At 70.2% G+C, this 18,830-nt stretch carries 18 protein-coding genes; 9 read left to right on the top strand and 9 right to left on the bottom strand.

The genetic code is table 11. The features are described 5' to 3' along the window. Positions 1-469 precede the first annotated feature (469 nt). The 4 genes from ABT340_RS03540 to ABT340_RS03525 are packed head-to-tail and all read left to right on the top strand — an operon-like array spanning position 470 to position 4,241. Positions 470-1,534, top strand: a complete 1,065-nt coding sequence (locus ABT340_RS03540; RefSeq protein WP_352009051.1) for an LLM class flavin-dependent oxidoreductase — start codon at positions 470-472, stop codon at positions 1,532-1,534. Next, a complete protein-coding gene (locus ABT340_RS03535) occupies positions 1,531-2,424 on the top strand; it encodes an amino acid ABC transporter permease (RefSeq protein WP_352009050.1) in 894 nt (297 codons plus the stop codon). Before ABT340_RS03540 ends, ABT340_RS03535 begins: the two co-directional genes overlap by 4 nt. Continuing rightward, complete coding sequence (locus ABT340_RS03530) at positions 2,421-3,185, top strand: amino acid ABC transporter ATP-binding protein (RefSeq protein WP_352009049.1); 765 nt, start codon at positions 2,421-2,423, stop codon at positions 3,183-3,185. Before ABT340_RS03535 ends, ABT340_RS03530 begins: the two co-directional genes overlap by 4 nt. Positions 3,186-3,230: 45 nt before the next feature. Next, positions 3,231-4,241, top strand: a complete 1,011-nt coding sequence (locus ABT340_RS03525) for an ABC transporter substrate-binding protein (RefSeq protein ID WP_352009048.1) — start codon at positions 3,231-3,233, stop codon at positions 4,239-4,241. A gap of 38 nt (positions 4,242-4,279) precedes the next feature. On the opposite strand, the gene ABT340_RS03520 is transcribed toward ABT340_RS03525, so the two are convergent. Beyond that, the gene (locus tag ABT340_RS03520; RefSeq protein ID WP_352009047.1) at positions 4,280-6,052 is read right to left on the bottom strand and encodes an ABC transporter ATP-binding protein; all 1,773 of its coding nucleotides are present in this window, start codon (positions 6,050-6,052) and stop codon (positions 4,280-4,282) included. Next, positions 6,049-7,839, bottom strand: coding sequence for an ABC transporter ATP-binding protein (locus ABT340_RS03515; RefSeq protein ID WP_352009046.1), 1,791 nt, complete (start codon positions 7,837-7,839; stop codon positions 6,049-6,051). Before ABT340_RS03515 ends, ABT340_RS03520 begins: the two co-directional genes overlap by 4 nt. A 244-nt stretch (positions 7,840-8,083) precedes the next feature. On the opposite strand from ABT340_RS03515, the gene ABT340_RS03510 reads away from it, so the two are divergent. Further along, the gene (locus ABT340_RS03510) at positions 8,084-8,716 is read left to right on the top strand and encodes a TIGR03085 family metal-binding protein (RefSeq protein ID WP_352009045.1); all 633 of its coding nucleotides are present in this window, start codon (positions 8,084-8,086) and stop codon (positions 8,714-8,716) included. Between the two features lie 22 nt (positions 8,717-8,738). On the opposite strand, the gene ABT340_RS03505 is transcribed toward ABT340_RS03510, so the two are convergent. After that, positions 8,739-9,629 carry a hypothetical protein gene (locus ABT340_RS03505; RefSeq protein WP_352009044.1) on the bottom strand — a complete coding sequence of 297 codons (891 nt, stop codon included), beginning with the start codon at positions 9,627-9,629 and terminating at the stop codon, positions 8,739-8,741. A 525-nt stretch (positions 9,630-10,154) separates the two neighbouring features. Further along, the gene (locus ABT340_RS03500) at positions 10,155-10,886 is read right to left on the bottom strand and encodes a MerR family transcriptional regulator (protein ID WP_352009043.1); all 732 of its coding nucleotides are present in this window, start codon (positions 10,884-10,886) and stop codon (positions 10,155-10,157) included. Between the two features lie 88 nt (positions 10,887-10,974). Here ABT340_RS03500 and ABT340_RS03495 point away from each other — a divergent pair, with 88 nt between their 5' ends. The 3 genes from ABT340_RS03495 (at position 10,975) to ABT340_RS03485 (ending at position 13,980) form a co-directional block, all read left to right on the top strand. Next, complete coding sequence (locus ABT340_RS03495; RefSeq protein WP_352009042.1) at positions 10,975-11,952, top strand: hypothetical protein; 978 nt, start codon at positions 10,975-10,977, stop codon at positions 11,950-11,952. Positions 11,953-12,284: 332 nt separating this feature from the next. Then, the gene (locus ABT340_RS03490) at positions 12,285-12,446 is read left to right on the top strand and encodes a hypothetical protein (RefSeq protein WP_184714415.1); all 162 of its coding nucleotides are present in this window, start codon (positions 12,285-12,287) and stop codon (positions 12,444-12,446) included. A 139-nt stretch (positions 12,447-12,585) separates the two neighbouring features. Then, positions 12,586-13,980 carry a glutamine synthetase family protein gene (locus tag ABT340_RS03485; protein WP_352009041.1) on the top strand — a complete coding sequence of 465 codons (1,395 nt, stop codon included), beginning with the start codon at positions 12,586-12,588 and terminating at the stop codon, positions 13,978-13,980. Between the two features lie 2 nt (positions 13,981-13,982). Here ABT340_RS03485 and ABT340_RS03480 read toward each other — a convergent pair whose 3' ends face one another. Together ABT340_RS03480 and ABT340_RS03475 are read right to left on the bottom strand one after the other, a co-directional pair. Next, positions 13,983-15,404: an MFS transporter gene (locus ABT340_RS03480; RefSeq protein ID WP_352009040.1), complete on the bottom strand. Its 1,422-nt coding sequence runs from the start codon at positions 15,402-15,404 to the stop codon at positions 13,983-13,985. Positions 15,405-15,480: 76 nt separating this feature from the next. Next, a complete protein-coding gene (locus ABT340_RS03475; RefSeq protein ID WP_352009039.1) occupies positions 15,481-15,969 on the bottom strand; it encodes a MarR family winged helix-turn-helix transcriptional regulator in 489 nt (162 codons plus the stop codon). Positions 15,970-16,343: 374 nt separating this feature from the next. Here ABT340_RS03475 and ABT340_RS03470 point away from each other — a divergent pair, with 374 nt between their 5' ends. After that, positions 16,344-16,814 carry a hypothetical protein gene (locus ABT340_RS03470; protein ID WP_352009038.1) on the top strand — a complete coding sequence of 157 codons (471 nt, stop codon included), beginning with the start codon at positions 16,344-16,346 and terminating at the stop codon, positions 16,812-16,814. A gap of 169 nt (positions 16,815-16,983) precedes the next feature. Here ABT340_RS03470 and hisF read toward each other — a convergent pair whose 3' ends face one another. From hisF to ABT340_RS03455, 3 genes are read right to left on the bottom strand one after another with little or no spacing between them, the layout of a single operon-like run. Next, the gene (hisF, locus tag ABT340_RS03465; RefSeq protein ID WP_352009037.1) at positions 16,984-17,754 is read right to left on the bottom strand and encodes an imidazole glycerol phosphate synthase subunit HisF; all 771 of its coding nucleotides are present in this window, start codon (positions 17,752-17,754) and stop codon (positions 16,984-16,986) included. After that, positions 17,751-18,470, bottom strand: a complete 720-nt coding sequence (gene priA / locus ABT340_RS03460; RefSeq protein ID WP_352009036.1) for a bifunctional 1-(5-phosphoribosyl)-5-((5-phosphoribosylamino)methylideneamino)imidazole-4-carboxamide isomerase/phosphoribosylanthranilate isomerase PriA — start codon at positions 18,468-18,470, stop codon at positions 17,751-17,753. Before priA ends, hisF begins: the two co-directional genes overlap by 4 nt. Positions 18,471-18,474: 4 nt before the next feature. Then, a complete protein-coding gene (locus ABT340_RS03455; RefSeq protein WP_352009035.1) occupies positions 18,475-18,816 on the bottom strand; it encodes a hypothetical protein in 342 nt (113 codons plus the stop codon). Positions 18,817-18,830: the final 14 nt, after the last annotated feature.

Raw genomic sequence — 18,830 nt, 5'->3', positions numbered from 1 at the left:
GCGGTGGTCCCGCGGCTCCCTTACCTCCATCTCAGCACGTTAATCCCCGACATAAGGACATCAACAGCCCATTTGACGTCTTGTAGGCCACTGTTCATCCCTCCTCACTTCCCCCATGACAATAAACCCACTAAACCAGTAGGTCTTGACGGGATTTGGTTCCTGTGTTGGAGTGAGGCCATGCAGGCTGAGCTCCCACCGGCGGTCCGCGGTCACCTCGCGCCGTGCCGCGCGCTGTCCCGTTCCTGTCGCCACTGACCTCGCGCCACCGGCCCCGCCCATCCGGTGCCGCGCGCCACCACGAGCCACCGCGAGCCACCGCGAGCCACCGCGAGCCACCGTGCCGCCGTCCCCGCTCCGGACGCCCCCGCCCAGACGACCTGCCAGAAAGGCCTCAGTCATGCCCGTCGAGTTCCTAGGCATAGGCGCCACGAACGACGGATCGGAGACCAGACCCCGCTCCGGGCCCGTGTTCGACAGACAGTTCACGCTACGGCTGGCGCGGGCCCACCACGAGTACGGCTGGGACCGGATCCTGTTCGCCTACGGCTCGGGCTCGCCGGACCCCGCGCAGGTGGCCGCCCTCGTCGCCGGGCAGGTCGAGGGGATACAGCTCCTGCTCGCCCACCGGCCGAACGTCTCCTACCCGACGTTCGCCCTGAAGACCTTCGCCACACTCGACCAGATCAGCGGCGGCAGACTGACCGTGCACTTCATCACCGGGGGCAACGACCGCGAGCAGGCCCGCGAGGGCGACCGCCTGTCCAAGGACCGGCGTTACGGGCGCACCCGGGAGTACATCCAGATCGTCAAGAAGGGCTGGACGTCCAGGACCCCCTTCTCCCACGAGGGAGAGCACTACCGCTTCGACGACTTCCTGTCCGACGTCTTCCCCGTGCAGCAGCCCCGTCCGCTGGTCTCCTTCGGAGGCTCCTCCCCCGCGGCGTACGCGGCGGGCGGCGCCGAGGCCGACATCTACTGCCTGTGGGGCGAGCCGCTGGCCCAGACCGCCGAGCAGATCGCCGCGGTCAGGAGCGCGGCGCTCGCGTCGGGGCGCAGGGACCTGCCCAGGTTCCAGGTGGCCTTCCGGCCCGTCATCGCGCCGACCGAGGAGAAGGCCTGGGAGAAGGCGGCCCGCACGCTTGAGGCGATCAAGTCGCGTGGTGCCTCCTCCCGGCGGCTGCCCGCGGGCCACGCCCCGGAGAACGCGGGCTCACAACGGCTCGTCGCGATCGCCGCCGGGGGCGACAGGTACGACCGCGCGCTGTGGACCCCGACCGCCGCGGCCACCGGCGGGGCGGGCAACTCCACCGCCCTGGTCGGCACCCCGGAGACCGTGGCCCAGGCGCTGCTCGACTACTACGACCTCGGCGTGGAGATCCTGTCCGCGCGCGGCTACGACCTGCTTGAGGACGCCGTCGACTTCGGCCGTCACGTCATCCCCATCGTCCGCGAGGAGGTGGCCAAGCGGGACCGCGAGCGTGAGGCCGCCGAGTCCCGGCAGTACCCGGCGACCAGTCTGGCGGGCCGGTGAGCCGCCCCGCGGTCGAGACCCGGCCGCAGGACGACACGGACGCCGGGACGGCAGGCCCGGACGCCCCGCCCGCGCTGCGGGTCGTCACCACCAGGCATCCCGGCCGGTGGGCGGCGGCGGCCGGGGTCGGCGTGCTGCTCGCCATGGCGGCGAGCGCGCTGATCACCAACCCCGCCTGGGACTGGAACGTCGTCGGGGAGTACCTGTTCGCGCCCTCGGTGCTGCACGCCGTGCTGTTCACACTCCAGCTCACCGTGCTCGGCATCGGCATCGGCTTCCTGCTCGGCACCGTGCTCGCGATCATGCGCCTGTCGAGGAACCCGCTGCTGTCCTCGGTCGCCTGGGGCTATGTCGCGCTGTTCCGGTCGATCCCGCTCATCCTGCAACTGCTGTTCTGGTACAACCTGGCGCTGCTGTACCAGCGGATCTCCTTCGGCGTTCCGTTCGGCCCCTCCTTCTTCGACATCGGGACCATGGACCTGATCAGCCCGGTCACCGCCGCCGTGCTCGGGCTCGGGCTGCACCAGGCCGCCTACTGCTCCGAGATCGTCAGGGCGGGGCTGCTCTCGGTCGACCCGGGCCAGCGCGAGGCCGCCGCCGCATTGGGCATCCCCTGGAGAAGACAGCTGTTCAGGATCGTCCTTCCGCAGGCCATGCGCTCGATCGTGCCCACCGCGGGCAACGAGATCATCGGCCTGGTCAAGGGCACCTCGGTGGTCTACATCATGGCCCTGCCCGAGCTCTTCTACCAGATCCAGGTGATCTACAGCCGCAACGGCAGGGTCATCGCGCTGCTGCTCGTCGCGACCGTCTGGTACCTGATCATCACCTCCGTGCTGTCCGTCGCGCAGTACTACGTCGAACGTCACTACGCCAGGGGTCGCAGATGAGCGCCGTGATGGTCGACCTGCGGGGCGTGCACAAGAGCTTCGGCCCCCTGAAGGTCCTGCGCGGCGTCGACCTGCGGGTCGCCAGGGGCGAGGTCACCGTGATCCTCGGCCCCTCGGGCTCCGGCAAGTCGACCCTGCTGCGCACCGTCAACCACCTGGAGAAGGTGGACAGCGGATCGGTGCGCGTCGACGGTGAGCTGGTCGGCTACCGGCAGTCCGGCGACAGGCTCTACGAACTGCGCGAACGCGAGATCCTGCGGCAGCGGACCCGAATCGGGTTCGTCTTCCAGCACTTCAACCTCTTCCCGCACCTGACCGCGCTGGAGAACGTCGTCGAGGCGCCGCTGTCCGCGCAGCGAAGGCCCAGGGCCGAGGTGCACCGGCTGGCCGTACGGCTGCTCGACCGGGTCGGCCTGGCCGACAAGAAGGACGCCTACCCCGGGCAGCTGTCCGGAGGGCAGCAGCAGCGGGTCGCCATCGCCCGCGCGCTCGCCCTGGAGCCGAAGGTCATCCTCTTCGACGAGCCGACCTCCGCGCTCGACCCCGAACTGGTCGGCGAGGTGCTCGACGTGGTGAAGGACCTCGCCAGGAGCGGCACCACCATGATCGCCGTCACCCACGAGATCGGGTTCGCCCGCGAGGTGGCCGACACCGTCGTCTTCATGGACGACGGGCGCGTCGTCGAACAGGGCCCGCCCGCCCAGGTTCTCGACTCCCCCCGGCACGAACGGACCCGTTCCTTCCTCAGCAAGGTCCTCTGATCCGTGACAACCCCTCCCTGCGATTCCCAGAAAAACAGGACTGAAATGTCGTTCCTCTCCAGGCTCAAGCCCGCCCTCCTCACCGCACCGCTTCTGCTCGCCGCCGCCTGCGGCTCGACCGGGACCACCTCCGCCGCCCCCCGGAGCGACGCCAAGCCCGCCGAACAGGCCTCCGCCCCCGCGGGAACCGGTGGCTCGAAGATCAACATCTCTCCGCAGCAGAACCGGATCCGGGCGGAGAAGGTCGACGCGATCGCCGCCCAGGTGCCCGAGGCGATCCGCGCGAAGGGTGAACTGGTCGTCGGCTTCAGCGGGGAAGGCGCGCCGCCGCTGACCTTCCTCGCCGACGACGACCGCACCGTCATCGGCGTGGAGACCGACATCGCCCACATCGTGGCCGACGTCCTCGGCCTGAAGGCCAGGGAGGAGGTCACCTCCTGGGAGAACCTGTTCCTCTCGGTGAAGTCCGGAAAGTACGACGTGGCCTTCAACAACGTCACGGTGACCGAGGAGCGCAAGGACATCTACGACTTCGCGACCTACCGGGTCGACCAGCTCGCCTGGCAGACGGCGAAGAACAGCCCGATCACCTCGATCAAGCAGCCCTCGGACATCGCCGGGCGCCGGGTCGCGGTCGGCTCGGGCACCAACCAGGAGAAGATCCTGGTCGACTGGGACACGCAGAACCAGAAGGCGGGCCTGAAGCCCGCGCAGATCCAGAACTACCAGAAGTACGTCGACGCCCTGCTGTCCCTGAAGTCGGGCCGCATCGAGGCCTACTTCGGCCCCAACCCCTCCCTCTCCTACCAGGACGCCGTCGGCGGCGACACCAAGATCGTCGGCACTGTCTCGGGCGCGGGCCCCGACCTGCAGGGCCTGATCGCGGCCATGACCAAGAAGGACAACGGCCTCGTCAAACCGCTCAACGCCGCGATCAACGAACTCATCGGGAACGGCAAGTACGGCGAGGTGCTCAAGCGCTGGAACCTCTCCAACGAGGCCATCCCCGAGTCGCTGGTCAACCCGCCCGGCCTGCCCAGGCAGACGGCGAAGTGACGGCCCCGGGCGGCGCGCCGCCGCCCGGGAACCCGTGGTCAGGATCTGGCGGCCGAGACCCAGGAGGCGTGCAGGCCCGCGTAGACGCCGGGCTCGCCGACCAGCTCGGCGTGCGGGCCGCGCTGGACGATGCGGCCCCCGTCGAAGACCAGCACCTCGTCGGCGGCCTCCGCGGTGGACAGGCGGTGGGCGATGGAGACCGCGGTACGGCCCCGCGTCACCCCGTCCAGCGCGCGGGCCAGGCGTACCTCGGTCGCCGGGTCGACGGCGGAGGTGGCCTCGTCGAGCAGCAGCAGGTCGGGGTCGGCCAGGTAGGCGCGGACCAGGGCGACGAGCTGGCGCTCCCCCGCGGACAGGGACTCCCCCCGCTGACCGACCGGGGTGGCCAGGCCCTCGGGCAGTCCTTCGAGCCAGTCGGCCAGCCCCAGCTCGGTCAGGGCGAGCAGGATCTCCTCGCTCGTCGCCGAGGGACGGCCGAAGCGGATGTTCTCCTCCAGGGTGCCGTCGAACAGGAAGCCGTCCTGCGGCACCATGACGATGCGCTCGCGCAGCGAGGAGAAACGGACCCCGCGCAGGTCGTGCCCGTCGACGGTGACCCGGCCCGTGACCGGGTCCATCAGGCGGGTCAGCAGCTTGGCGAAGGTCGTCTTGCCCGAACCGGTCTCCCCCACGACCGCGATCCGCGAGCGCGGCGGGATGTCCACCGTGACGCCGGTCAGCACCGGCGCGCCACCCGGGTAGGAGAAGCCGACCTCCTCGAAGGACACGGAGATGGGGCCGCGCGGCAGCTCGACGCCGTCCTCGCCGGGGTCGGCGACGTCCGGCGGCGTGTCGAGCACGCCGAGGATGCGGCGCCAGCCGGCGATGGCGTTCTGCGCCTCGTTGAGCATCTCGGTCGCGGTCTGCAACGGCGAGACGAACAGCGTGATCAGGAACAGGAAGGCGATCAGGCGCCCCGCGGTGATGTCGCCGGCGACGCCCAGCCGTACGCCGATCAGCACGACCGCGGTCGTCGCCAGCGCCGCGACGATCTCCGTCACCGGGAAGACCGTGGCGACGATGCGCTGGGTGCGGGCCTGCGCGGCCTTGTTCGCCTCGATGGTCACATCCAGCCGCTCGGCGGTGCGGGCCTCCGAGCCGTGGGCCCTGATCACCGCCGCCCCGACGACCGACTCGCCGACCGCGGCGAGCATGTCGCCCGCGCGCTCACGCACCTGCGTGTAGGCGCCGGAGAGCCACCGCTGGAAGCGCGGCAGCACGATCATGAGCGGCAGGAAGCACAGCCAGACCGTCAGGGCGAGCTGCCAGGAGTAGACGAACATCAGCACGGTCGCGACGAGGAGCTGGCCCAGGGCGATGATGATCATCAGCCCGCCCCACTGCATGAAGACGCTGATCTGGTCCACGTCCCCGGTGACCCTGGAGACCAGGGCGCCACGCCGCTCGGAGTTCTGGGTGAGCACCGACAGGTCGTGCACGTGCCGGAAGCCGCGTGTCCTGAGGGTCGCGAGGGAGGCCTCGGTCGCCTGGTACAGACGTACGTTCATCAGGTAGGCGCACAGCGCGGTGAGCACGACGGCCGCCGCGCACAGCAGCACGGCGCCGCGGATGTAGGGCAGGTCGGGGACCGCGCCCTTCAGTCCCGTGTCGATGGTCTGCTGGACGGCGATCGGGACGATGACCTTGCCGATCGTCGCCAGCACGGCGAGCGCGAGCGTCCCGGCGATCCCCTTGCGGAACTCCGGTGTCAGCGACAGGCCGTGCCGTACGGTGGCCAGCGCCGACCTTTCGACGCCGTGGAGCGAACTCACGCGCTGACCTCTTCCTCTTTCTCGGCTTCCTCGGCGTCGAGCGCCTCGCGCTCGGCCTCCTCACGTTCGTAGGCGGTGACCAGGTTGCGGTACCCCTCGCACCTCGGCAGCAGCAGCTCGTGCGGGCCCTGGTCGGTCACCCTGCCGTGTTCGAGGTAGACGACCTCGTCGGCCAGGGCGATGGTGGCCATCCGGTAGGCGACGACGACCACGGTCGATGCCTGGGCGGTGTCCCGCAGACCCTGCAGGATCTTGGCCTCGACCTGGGGGTCGACGCTGGAGGTCGCGTCGTCCAGGACGAGCAGCCTGGGGCGGCGGACCAGCGCGCGGGCCAGGGCCAGGCGCTGGCGCTGGCCCCCGGACAGGGAGGTGCCCCGCTCGCCGACCCTGGTGTCGAGCCCTCCGGGCAGGGCGCTGACGAAGCCGTCGGCCTGGGCCAGGCGCAGCGCCGCCCAGACCTCCTCGTCTCCCACGGGCAGGCCGAGGGTGACGTTGCCCCGCACGGTGTCGTCGAACAGGAAGGTCTGCTGCGGTACCAGTGCCACCGCCTCGCTGACCCCGCCGCGGGCCACCTCGCGCAGGTCGACCCCGTCGATGAGAACGGCCCCCCGCGCCGGGTCGACCAGGCGGACGAAGGTCTGGGCGAGCGTGGACTTGCCCGAGCCGGTCGGCCCGACCAGCGCCACCGTACGGCCGGGCGGGACGTCGAGGTCGACCTCGTGCAGCACCGCGGAGTCCCCGTAGGAGTAGCCGAGGCCCTGTACCCGCAGGCCCGCGGGCTTCTCCCCGGTCAGGGTCGCCGAGCCGTACTCCATGGAGCCGGTCGTGTCGAGCACGGCCCGCACCCGCTCGTAGCCGACGACGGCGCGGGGCAGCTCGGCCAGGACCCAGCCGAGGGCGCGGATGGGGAAGGCGAGCAGGGTGAACAGGTAGGCGACCTGGACCAGCACGCCGGGGGTGATCGCCCCGCTCTCCAGGCGTCCGGCGCCGACCAGCAGCACGGCGAGCACGCCCAGGATGGGCAGTGCTTCGAGGAGGGGGTCGAACAGGCCCCGCACCCGGCCGACGGCGATGTTGGCGTCGCGCAGTTCCTCGGCTCCGGCGCGGAACCTGGCGGTCTCCTCGTCCTCACGGCCGAGGGTCTTGACGACCAGGGCTCCGTCGAAGCTCTCGTGCGCGACCTCGCTCACCTCGGCGCGCAGCTGCTGGGCCCTGGTGGCCAGTGGGCTGAGCCTGCGCTGGTAGACGAAGTTGAGCACGGCGATGGCCGGGAAGATCAGGAACCCGACCAGGGCGAGGACCGGGTCGGTGGCCACCAGCGCCACGGCCGCGGTGACCAGCATGACGACCACGCCGACGGCCATCGGCAACGGGGCGAGCGGCGCCCAGGCCGCCTCGGCGTCGGCGCTGGCGTTGGACAGCAGCTGGCCGGTCGGGTGCTTGTGGTGCCAGGCCAGGGGGAGCCTGAGGTACTGGCGGGTGACCTCCCTGCGGGAGCGCGCCTGCATCCGGTACTGCATGACGCCCGCGAAGTAGCGTCGTCCCGCGACGCCCGTCGCCTTGAGCAGCGCGACACCGAGGATGAGGAGGACGGCGGTGGTGAGCGCGCCGTCCGCGACCCGGCCCTCGGCGAGGGAGGGAAGCACGAGGTTCTGGGTGGCCCACCCGAGAGCCCACGCGGAGGCGACCGTCATGACACCGTAGACGGCGCTTGACAGGACCGCGACGGCGAAGACCCCTCTCTCGGACCGGATGGCCACCCCCAGGACGCGGAACCCTTGACGCATGACGGCGGAGGTCACCTTGCTCGCCACTCGGGGGGTGTCCTTTCGTTGAGGTTGTCACTACTTATGTGACTATCACTCTCAATCAAGCACTTATTCCCCCACGCCCATGGATCAACTGCTTTCGTAGCATCAGTGACACCTCTCGGGCGTGGAGGCCACGAGGTTCACCCGCTTCCGGCCCCGGCTTCACCAAGTGTCGGGCATATCACGATTTGTCACGACGCGGCATTGTTAGGATCGCCGGATGACGCATGCCAGCGCCGAACGCGCCGCGCTCGCCGACCTGCTCGACCGGCTCGGCCAGGACGCCCCGACCCTCTGCGAGGGCTGGACGACCTTCGACCTCGCCGCCCATCTCGTGCTGCGGGAGAGGCGCCCGGACGCCGCGGGTGGCATCGCGCTCGCCCCGCTGGCCCGCCGCACCGCCTCGGTCCAGGAGTCCCTGAAGGCCAGGTACGGCTACGCGGGCCTGACCCGGCTCATCCGCACCGGCCCCGGAGGCGTCTACCGCCTGGTTCCCCGGCTGGACGAACTGGTCAACCCCCTCGAATTCTTCGTCCACCACGAGGACGTCCGGCGCGCCCGTCCAGACTGGGAGCCACGCGAGCTTCCCCCCGGTCTCGACGAGGTCCTCTGGAGGCGGCTGCGGATCGTGGGACGCCTGCAACTGCGCAGGTCCCCGGTCGGCGTGGTGCTGCACCGCACCGGCGGCGGCGTCGTCCTCGGCGGCGGCCGGGCAGGCCCCCGGGTCGAGGTGCGGGGCACCGCGGGTGAGCTGACGCTGTTCTGCCTCGGCCGTCAGCGGCACGCCAGGGTCGAGACGATCGGCGGCGACGAGGCCGTCTCCCGGCTGCTGGGCGCGCCGCTGGACCTGTGACCGGCACCGGCGTGAACGCCGGTCAGCCGCACAGGCGCAGCAGCGGGCGATGCGGGTCGGAGTAGTGGTCCAGGACCCCGTCGCAGAAGCCCGCGTACGTCTCCATGAACAGGTGCGCCTTGGCCTGCCAGCTCTGCTCCGTCCCCTCGTCGATCCCGGGCATCCGGGCGAACAGCGCGCGGCTGAGCGCCCCGTGACGACGGGCCGCCCCGGCCCTGGCGTGCGCGCGCATCGGTTCGACGAAGCCGGGGGTCAGCCCCACCCGGTCACAGGCGGCCAGGAAGGGACAGCGGGCGGCGGGCCCCTCGTCCTCCGCTTCGAGACGCTCCTCGATGACGCCGATCGTGGCGACGAAGAACAGCGGGTCGGTCCGCGCCCACCAGGACAGCATCTTGATCAGGGCGGCGGTCGTCGGCAGCGGACGGGCGCGCAGCAGGTCGCCGCGCGTGGCTCCGAGAGACCTGAAGGCGTGGACCGCGACGTCGTCGTGACGCCTTCCCCTGCGGTCGAAGTCGTCGAGCGCCCCTCTGAGGTCGGCGTTCTCCGCCAGAGCCCGTACGGCTGAGCCGAGCTCGCTCTCCCTGGAGAGCAGGAACCAGTTCTCCAGCCCGAAGCCGAAGAAGACGTTGGGGTGCAACCGCTGCGGGCGCTCCAGGATGCGCCTCCAGAACGGGCCGGTGAGGACCAGGTCCTCAAGGAGATGGTTGAGGAGGCCCTCAAGGCGGGCCAGGGCGGCCGTACCCGGGGAGAAGGCCGGCACGGCGGCGCCCTCGTCGATCAGCCCCTGCACCACGGCGGGCTCGACGACCTCGCGTACCGCCTCACCGTCGAGGCCGGTCTCGCGTTCCAGGTCCTCGATGGTCCTGCTGCCGTCGAGACGCCTGAGCAGGTCGAGAAAATCGTCCCTGCTCATGCCCTCCGGGACTTCGACCTCCAGAACCCCCGAGGGGGTATGCAATTCCGCCTCACCCTTCTCACCGATGCGAAGGGAGGCTCGCAGACAAGGCTTTACCGGGAGGAAGTTCACAGCCAATGTCAATGTCCTTTGATGTCGGAGAACGCCCGAAGCGAGATGACACACGGGAGGAAGGCCCGTATCAAGGACACCGACCCCCCTGGTCGGTCATGACCGGTCACATCATCGGTGAGCGGCAGAAACAGCGGTCACCCCGACACAACGCCTGACCCGCACGGCACACCCCCTCAACTCCCCGTTGATCACAAAAAGCTACCCCGTCGTACATACTGACCGATTTACCAAGATGACCTGATCAGTGTCAGACATTAAAGCCGCCACATACGCCCGTCAACCCTGACATACTCAGTTGACATGAATCTGCTTTTTCAGTTGATGTCTCTATGAGACTTACTTGAAGTGATTTTTCGTACTAAGACACCACACAGCGGGCGTTGCCCAAGTCCGCCACGCCCGGGACACTCAGGCCTCCGGCCCACCGCAGATCTCCCCTTCGGGAGCAGGCCCCTCGAAGGCGCCCCCCTGCCGCCGGACGTCCTCCCAGTCCACGTTCTCCCACTGTGCGACCTTCCAGTCGTCGCCGAACAGACGGGCCGAGACGTTGGCCTGCGCGACCCGGCGCAGCGCCGCGACCAGCGCGTCCCCGAGCGAGGTCCCGACAACGACGATCTCGATCATGCGTTCCAGGTTCGGCTCCTCGGCCATGCCCGCGACGTCGGCCCTGGCGATCGTGCCCGCCGCCTCCGCGTAGTCGTCGAGCCGGTCGAGGATGCCGTCGTAGCCGAGCCCGCGCAGGGTCAGCAGCACCCCGGCCACGCTCCGCATCGGAGAACTGTCCGGGTGATGCCGCCAGCCGTGCCGGGCGATCAGTTCCTCGGCCTCGCGCATCGCCGCGGCCCATTCCTCCCCCTCCCCCGGCTCGCGCTTGGGCGTGATGCTCGTCTGGGCGTGACCGAGACGGTCGTGCAGACCGTGCGAGGGGTCGTCGAGATGACCGAGCACGTCGCGAATCTCAGCGATCGACAGACCGGCGTAGTCGGCCATGGCCCGTACCAGCTTGATCCGCCGCACGTGCTCCTGGCCGTATTTCGCCTGGTTAGGACTTGTTCGCTCCCCGCTGGGGAGCAGCCCCTCCCGCAGGTAGAACTTGATCATCGGGACCGAGACACCCGTCGCCCGACTCAGGTCCGCCATCCGCACCGCAACTGCCTCCTCTTGTGATCGCACCTGAGTTTAGCTATAGATAACGGATAAATCCGTTATCTATTGAAGGATCTTCTGGATGACCCGCTGGCATCGCCCGCTCCTCCTCATGTCCGCGATCATGGCCGTCCTGTCCGTGATCTCCCTCTTCGGTGTCCTCCTCGACCACCGCACCCTGGACGGCCTGCCCATCTGGCTCAAGCCCCTGAAGTTCACCCTCTCCTTCGTCGCCTACGGGCTGACCTGGGCCTGGCTGCTGTCCCTGAGGCGTACGGCGCAGCGCGCGAGCCGGCTGCTGGGCAACGTGATGGCGATCGCGTGCGTCGTCGAGATCACGGTGATCATCAGCCAGGTCATCCGGGGGCGGCGCAGCCACTTCAACTTCTCCACCGCGCTGGACTCCTCCCTGTACGCCCTGATGGGCACGACCGTCATGCTCCTCATGCTGGTCAACCTGGCCGCGGCCTTCCTGGTGCTGCGTGAGCGCCAAGCGACCCCGGCCGACACCTGGGCGATCCGCGTCGGGCTCGTCGTCTCGGCCGCCGGTCTCGGCGTGGCCGTCCTGATGCTCCCGCCGACCTCCGCCCAGCTCGCGGACGTCACCACCACGGTCCTCGGCGCGCACGGCGTCGGCGTCCCCGACGGCGGTCCCGGCCTGTCCCTGCTCGGCTGGAGCACCACCGGCGGCGACCTGCGCGTGCCGCACTTCTTCGGCATGCACGCCCTGCAGGCCCTGCCGCTGGTGGCCCTGCTCACCCGGGGAATCCGCGACCAGGCCGTCCGGCTGCGCCTGGTCCTGACCGCCGGAGCCTCCTACACCGGCCTGGTGGCGCTGGTGACCTGGCAGGCACTGCGCGGCCAGCCCCTGGTACGACCCGACGCCCTCACCCTGGGCGTGGCGGGCCTGCTGCTGGCCGGTACGGCGATCGCCGTACCCCTGTGCCTGCTGCCGCTGCGTGGCGGGCGTGTGAGCCCCGCCGCGACCACGCCCGCCCCCGCCCTCGAACCCGCCGAGTCCGCGGACGACGCGCGGGAGGCCGCCGCGGTCGAGGCGTAGGGCTGCCAGGGGTCTTCAGGGGCCTCAGCACGAGGGAGAGGTTCCACGGCCGGCGCGAGGGGCCGGTTCGCTGGTCACACCCCCTGCCCGGGCGTCAACGATCTTCACGGCGCCCTAACGCTAGCGGTATATCTGGCATTCGGGATTGGACAGAACCGCTTCGCCACCGCACCATTGCGGAGGTGACTCATGCCAATCTCACGATCTGGCCATGGATTCCCACCGCTCAACAGGTATGATCATCAAAATCCGGGAGCCACCCGGGCCGAAGATGCCAAAGATCATTAAAATCCGGGTATAACGGCTGGGACTGGAGCAGCAGGAGGCCCCCCATGCAGGTCAAGAAGGTCGCCACCTATGTAGCGGTGGCGTTCGTGGCCTTTTATCTGTTCACCAGGCCCGCCGATGCGGCGAACGCGGTGAACGGAGTCTTCGACGGGATCGTGAGGGCGGCGGACCAACTGTCGCTGTTCTTCACACGTGTGTTGAGCTGACCGACGGTGGGGGTTTGCCCCACCCCTGACCTGTTTCTCCGGCGTTTCCGCATTCCGTACGCGGGACCGCGTACCCCGTGACGCCACGTCGCCACGCGATGTGCTTCCACCGTTCTCCGAGACGTGTTACGCAGGAAGCATGGCAGAGCGCTACAGCGTCACCGGGGTTCATCCTCTCGATCCCGAAGAGCGGCGCGTCCTCGAACGCGTCGAGACGGAGGGCATCGAGCTGGTCCGTTTCCTGTACGCCGACCACGGCGGTGTGATCCGCGGCAAGGCCGCCTCACGCTCCCGGCTGGCGGAACGGCTCGGCTCCGGCATCGGGCACACCGTGGCGATGATGGCGATGAACATGCTCGACCAGCTTCAGGAGGTCGAGGGACTCGGCCCGGTCGGTGAGGTCCGTCTCGTTCCGGATCCGTCCACCTTCGTCGCCCTTCCCCACGCCCCCGGCGCCGCAGCCATGCTCGCGGACCTGTGCGAGATCGACGGCTCCCCGTGGGCGGCGTGCCCGCGCACCTTCCTCCGCGAGGCCGTGGCCGCCCTGTCCGAGGAGAGGCTCGTCGCGGTCGCCGCCTTCGAACCCGAGTTCACCCTGGGCCGCCGTGTCCCCGGCACGGACGGGGAACCGGACAGGCTCCTTCCTCTCGACGACAGCCTCTGCTACGCCACGTCCGGTTTCGACCAGGCCCACGACTACGCCATGCGCCTGATCCGCGCCCTGCAGGCGCAGGGCCTGCGGGTCGAGCACTACCATCCCGAGCTCGGCCACGGTCAGCAGGAGCTGTCCGTCCGCCACGCCCCGGCCATGCGCGCCGCCGACAACCAGGTCATCTACCGGGAGACCGTGCGCGGCGTCGCCTTCGGCATGTCGCTGTGGGCCTCCCTCGCCCCCAAGCCGATCGCCGACCAGGCCGGGAACGGGGCGCACCTGCACATCTCCCTGTGGGACCCCGAACTGCGCTCCAACATCTTCAGCGACCCCGCCGACCGGTACGGCGTGTCGGCGACCGCCTACCGGTTCATCGGCGGCCTCATCGCGCACCTTCCCGCGCTCACCGCGCTGACCTGCGGCTCGGTGAACAGCTTCCGGCGGCTGGCCCCGAGGATGTGGTCGAGCGCCTACGCCTGCTACGGCATGGACAACCGGGAGGCCGCGGTGCGGATCTGCTCCCCCATGCGAGGGGCGGCCGAGGCGTCGGCCAATCTGGAGATCAAGCCCTCCGACTCCTCCGCCAACCCCTACCTGTCCCTCGGCGCCGTCATCCACGCGGGCCTGGACGGCATCCGCAGGGGGCTCGACCCCGGCGAGGCCGTCGACGTGGACCCCGCCACCCTCCCCGAGGGGAGCGTGCCCCGCCTGCCCCGGTCGCTGGATGAGGCCCTGGACGCCCTGGAGGCCGACGATCTGCTGATGAACGCCCTCGGCCCGCTCCGCTCCTCCGCCTACCTGGCCGTCAAACGCTCCGAGGCCCGCGCCTTCGCGGCCGAGGACGTCTCCTACGAGCTGTTCAACCACTTCCGCGTCTTCTGAGGTCACCTGGTACGGCGTGGCTCACGCAGCACGAGGAGGGCGACGACGAGGGCCGTGGCGAGGAGTCCCGCGCCGACGGTGAAGGCCAGGCGGTAGCCGCCGGTCAGCGCCTCGGCCTGGCTTGCGCCGCCGGCGAGCAGGTCCCCGGTGCGGGAGGCCGCCAGGGTCGACAGCACCGCGACGCCCAGGGCCATGCCGATCTGCTGCGTGGTGTTGAACACCCCGGATGCCAGTCCGGCGTCCTCCTCCCCGGCGCCCGACATGCCGAGCGTGGTCAGCGCGGGGAGCGCGAGACCGAAGCCCGCCGCCAGCAGCATCACCGGAAGCAGGTCGGTGACGTAGTCGGCGCGCACCGGAAGCCGGGTGAGCAGCCCGAGGAGCGCGACCAGGAGCACCAGCCCCGCCAGCAGCACCCTGCGCTCCCCGAAGCGGACGTTGAGCCTGGCGGAGACCCCCAGGGAGACCACGCCGATGACCACGGCCGCGGGGAGCATCGCGAAGCCGGTCTGGGCGGCGCCGTACCCGAGGACCCGCTGGAGATACAGGGCCAGGAGGAACTGGAAGGCGAACAGCGCGGCGACCATCAGGACCTGGACCAGGTTGGCCCCGGAGACACCGCGCGACCTGAAGATCCGCAGCGGCATGAGCGGGGCCTTAGCGGTGGCCTGGCGGACGACGAACCCGGCGAGCAGAGCGAGGGTGAGGGCGCCGAGGCCGAGGGTGCGCGCAGAGAGCCAGCCGTGCTCCTCGACCCCGACCACGGTGTAGATGCCGAGCATCAGGCCGCCGGTGACCAGAAGGGCGCCGGGCACGTCGGCTCCCGCGGAGAGGCCGGGTCCCCGGTCCGCGGGCAGTACGGACGCCGCGACCGCGAGCGCCGCGATCCCGATCGGCAGGTTGATGAAGAAGATCCAGTGCCAGGTGAGGGCGTCGGTGAGGAGGCCGCCGAGCACCGATCCCAGGGTGGCGCCTCCCGCGCCGGTGAAGCTGAAGACGGCGATCGCCCTGGCGCGCTCCCCGGGGTCGGGGAACAGCGTCACCAGGATGCCCAGGCCGACCGCCGAGGCCGCGGCGCTGCCGACCCCCTGCAGAAAGCGGGCCACGATCAGCAGTTCGGCGCCGGTGGACACCCCCGCCAGCAGCGAGGAGGCGACGAACACCACGGTGCCCGCGAGGAAGACGCGTTTGCGGCCGATCAGGTCACCGAGTCGTCCGGCCAGCAGAAGCAGGCTGCCGAACGCGATCAGGTAGGCGTTGACCACCCAGCTCAGTCCGGCCGGGGAGAAGCCCAGGTCGTTCTGGATGGCCGGCATCGCCACGGTCACGATGCTGCCGTCGAGGACGGTCATCAGCAGGCTTGTGGCGATCGCTCCGAGGGCGATCCAGCGTGACCCGGTTGCCGGAGGGGCGGAGGTGACGGACATGGGTTCTCTCCTGTCGAATGAGGACGACAAGAGAGACCGTAGCAGATTGTTTTGTAATAGACGATTTTCTTCGGATCTAAGTTGTCCGCTGCCGGGCGCGCCGTACCGGCTGGGGGTTCTCCACGGGGGTGGCCAGATGGCCGGTCACCAGACGGCCGAGGGCCCGCAGAAGAATCTCCCGTTCCTCGTCGGGGATCGTGGCGAGGGCCTCCCGGTGCACACGGTCGACGATCTGCTGGCTCCGCTCGGCGATCCGCGCGCCCTCCTCGGTGACCGCGATGATCCGGGCCCGCCGGTCGGTGCCGGACGGGCGGCGCTCGGCGAGACCGGCCCGTTCCAGGGCGTCGACCGTCACCACCATCGTGGTCTTGTCCATGTCACCGATCTCGGCGAGCTGGATCTGGGTGCGCTCCTCCTCAAGGGCGTGCACCAGCACACAGTGCATGCGGGCCGTGAGCCCGATCTCGGCGAGCGCGGCCGACATCCGGGTCCGCAGGACATGGCCGGTGTGGTCCAGCAGGAACGACAGGTCGGGCGCTGTGCTGGTCGGTGCCATGGCGGTCATGCCCACCAGCATAGTCACCGGTTCCGTAGTGGATCGTCCGGTGAGAATCCATCACGGCGGTAGGAGCCCACCGGCTCTCCTACGGCCTCCTCACGCCGAACTGCGGCCCGGTGCACGGCTTCCGGCGCCGAGGAGGTGGTCGAGGCCCACACCTGCCACGGCCGTCACGTGCTCCGGGATCCGCGCCCCCGCGGACCGTCGGTCGTGTCCGCCGGAAGTGGAGCCGTCCGCCTGGATCCCCGGCCGTCCCAGCGGGTGACCCGGGTTCGGACGGCCACCTCAACCGATCCTCAACGCGTTCTCAACATCTTCCGTCCTATGTTCCGACCCAGGAAGACGACGTTCCCCCTGGGACAACGATTGGAAAGGGCGACATGATGAGAAATCTTTCCGCCACCATCGCCGCCGGCGTACTCGCCGCGGGTCTCCTCGTTCCTGGGGCGGCCCACGCGGCCGCCCCCGGAACCGCGCTCGCGCCGGCCGCGGCCTCCCTCCCCTCGGCCGGTGAGGCGGTCCACGCTTCGGCGCAGGCGCGCTGGTCCACCCTCTGGAGCGGCAGAGCGAACACCAAGAAGCTGCAGAGCCCCTCCCGGAACACCCGCGCCAAGGTGCTGCAGATCGTCGTCCAGTGCTGGAACGGCGGCGACGGCACGCGTGCCAAGGCCTACATCCAGCGCAGGTACGCGGGCCTCTGGATAACGGCAGGCGGATCAAGCAGCGGTTACTGCGTCGGGGGGAAGATGTACCACCGCATCCGCAACGTACCGGCCGGCACCTACCGTGCCGTCATCACGCTCAGCCCCAAGGCCCACACGGTCAACGCGTGGTTCCAGCAGTACGGCTGATGCCGTGACCCGGATGCGGTTCCCGCCGGTCTCCGCCGCCGGGACCTGATCCGGGGTGGTCCGCGGACCTTCACGCGGGATCACGGCTCACCCGTGGTCCCGCGTTCTCCCGGTCTCCCGCCCGCCGGAACCCGCCCTGGCGCCCCTCCCTCCGCCTTCGGCGGTGAGGTCAGCGAACCGGATGCCCCGCCCGCCGGAGCGTGTCCTTGACCTCGCCGATCTTCAACTGCCCGAAGTGGAACACCGAGGCCGCCAGGACCGCGTCCGCCCCCGCCTCGACGGCCGGGGGGAAGTCCTCAAGCGCCCCGGCCCCGCCGCTGGCGATCACCGGCACCGAGACCACCGCCCGCACCGCGCGGATCATCTCCAGGTCGTAGCCCTTCTTGGTGCCGTCGCCGTCCATGGAGTTGAGCAGGATCTCCCCGGCGCCGAGTTCCTCGGCCCTGCGGGCCCACTCGACCGCGTCGATCCCGGTGCCCCGGCGTCCTCCGTGGGTGGTGACCTCGAACCCGGAGGGAGTCGGCGGGCCGTCCACGACCCGGCGCGCGTCGACGGACAGCACGATGCACTGCGCGCCGTACCGCTGGGACGCCTCGGTCAGCAGTTCGGGCCTGGCGATGGCGGCCGTGTTCAGTCCCACCTTGTCCGCGCCCGCCCGCAGCAGCCTGTCCACGTCCTCGACCGAGCGCACTCCCCCGCCGACGGTCAGCGGGATGAAGACCTGTTCGGCGGTCCTGCGCACCACGTCGTAGGTCGTGGAACGGTCGGAGCTGGACGCCGTGATGTCCAGGAAGGTCAGCTCGTCGGCCCCTTCCGCGTCGTAACGGCGGGCCAGCTCGACCGGGTCCCCCGCGTCACGGAGGTTCTCGAAGTTGACCCCCTTGACCACCCGCCCGGCGTCCACGTCCAGGCAGGGGATCACACGTACCGCGACAGTCATCTGACCGCCGCCAGGGCGTCCTCAAGGGTGAAGGCCTGGGCGTAGAGCGCCTTGCCGACGATCGCGCCCTCGACGCCGAGCGGGACCAGCTCCGCCAGGGCGCGCAGGTCGTCCAGGGAGGAGACGCCGCCGCTGGCGACCACCGGCCGGTCGGTGCGGGAGCAGACCTCGCGGAGCAGGTCGAGGTTGGGGCCGCGCAGCGTGCCGTCCTTGGTGACGTCGGTGACGACGTAGCGGGGGCAGCCGTCGCGCTCGAGCCGCTCCAGCACCTCCCACAGGTCGCCGCCCTCCTCGGTCCAGCCTCGTGCGGCCAGGGTGGTGCCGCGCACGTCCAGGCCGATCGCGATGCGGTCGCCGTACTCGGCGATGATCTTGGAGCACCAGACGGGGTTCTCCAGCGCCGCGGTGCCGATGTTGACGCGGCGGCAGCCGGTGGCCAGCGCCGACTCCAGGGAGGCGTCGTCGCGGATGCCGCCGGACATCTCGACCTTCACGTCGAGCGCGCCGACCACGGAGGCCAGCAGCTCACGGTTGGAGCCCCGGCCGAAGGCCGCGTCGAGGTCGACCAGATGGATCCACTCGGCGCCCGCCTCCTGCCAGGCGAGCGCGGCGGACAGCGGGTCGCCGTAGGAGGTCTCGGTGCCTGCCGCCCCCTGGACCAGGCGGACCGCCTGGCCGTCCGCGACGTCCACGGCGGGCAGCAACTCTAGCGACATCTGATCAGGACCTCCGGTCGAAGACGAGAGTGACAAAAAGCGGTACGAGAAGAACAGAAATAACAAAGACCCCGAACCGTGCGGTCCACGAGGACCACAACAGCCAGGCGATGACCTGCGCGATGAGGAACAGGACCGCCACGACGCCGTTCTGGGCCCTGCGGCGGCGAGCCTTGATGCCGCGCTGGGCTGCGATTCTGACGGGCCTGCCGGGCAGGAACGCGGTGACCCGCCCGGCCAGCTCACGCCGCCGGGCGAGCCTGGCCTCCCGCACGGCGCGCAGGGCGGCCTGCCTGGCCTGCTCGGCCTCGCGTTCCGCCCTGCGCCTGGCCCGTTCCCTGCTCACGACGACCTCGGCGA

It is taken from the genome of Streptosporangium sp. NPDC000239, from assembly GCF_040300765.1.
In the GTDB taxonomy this organism is placed as follows: domain Bacteria; phylum Actinomycetota; class Actinomycetes; order Streptosporangiales; family Streptosporangiaceae; genus Streptosporangium.
This window is presented reverse-complemented; position numbering and strand designations above follow the sequence as displayed.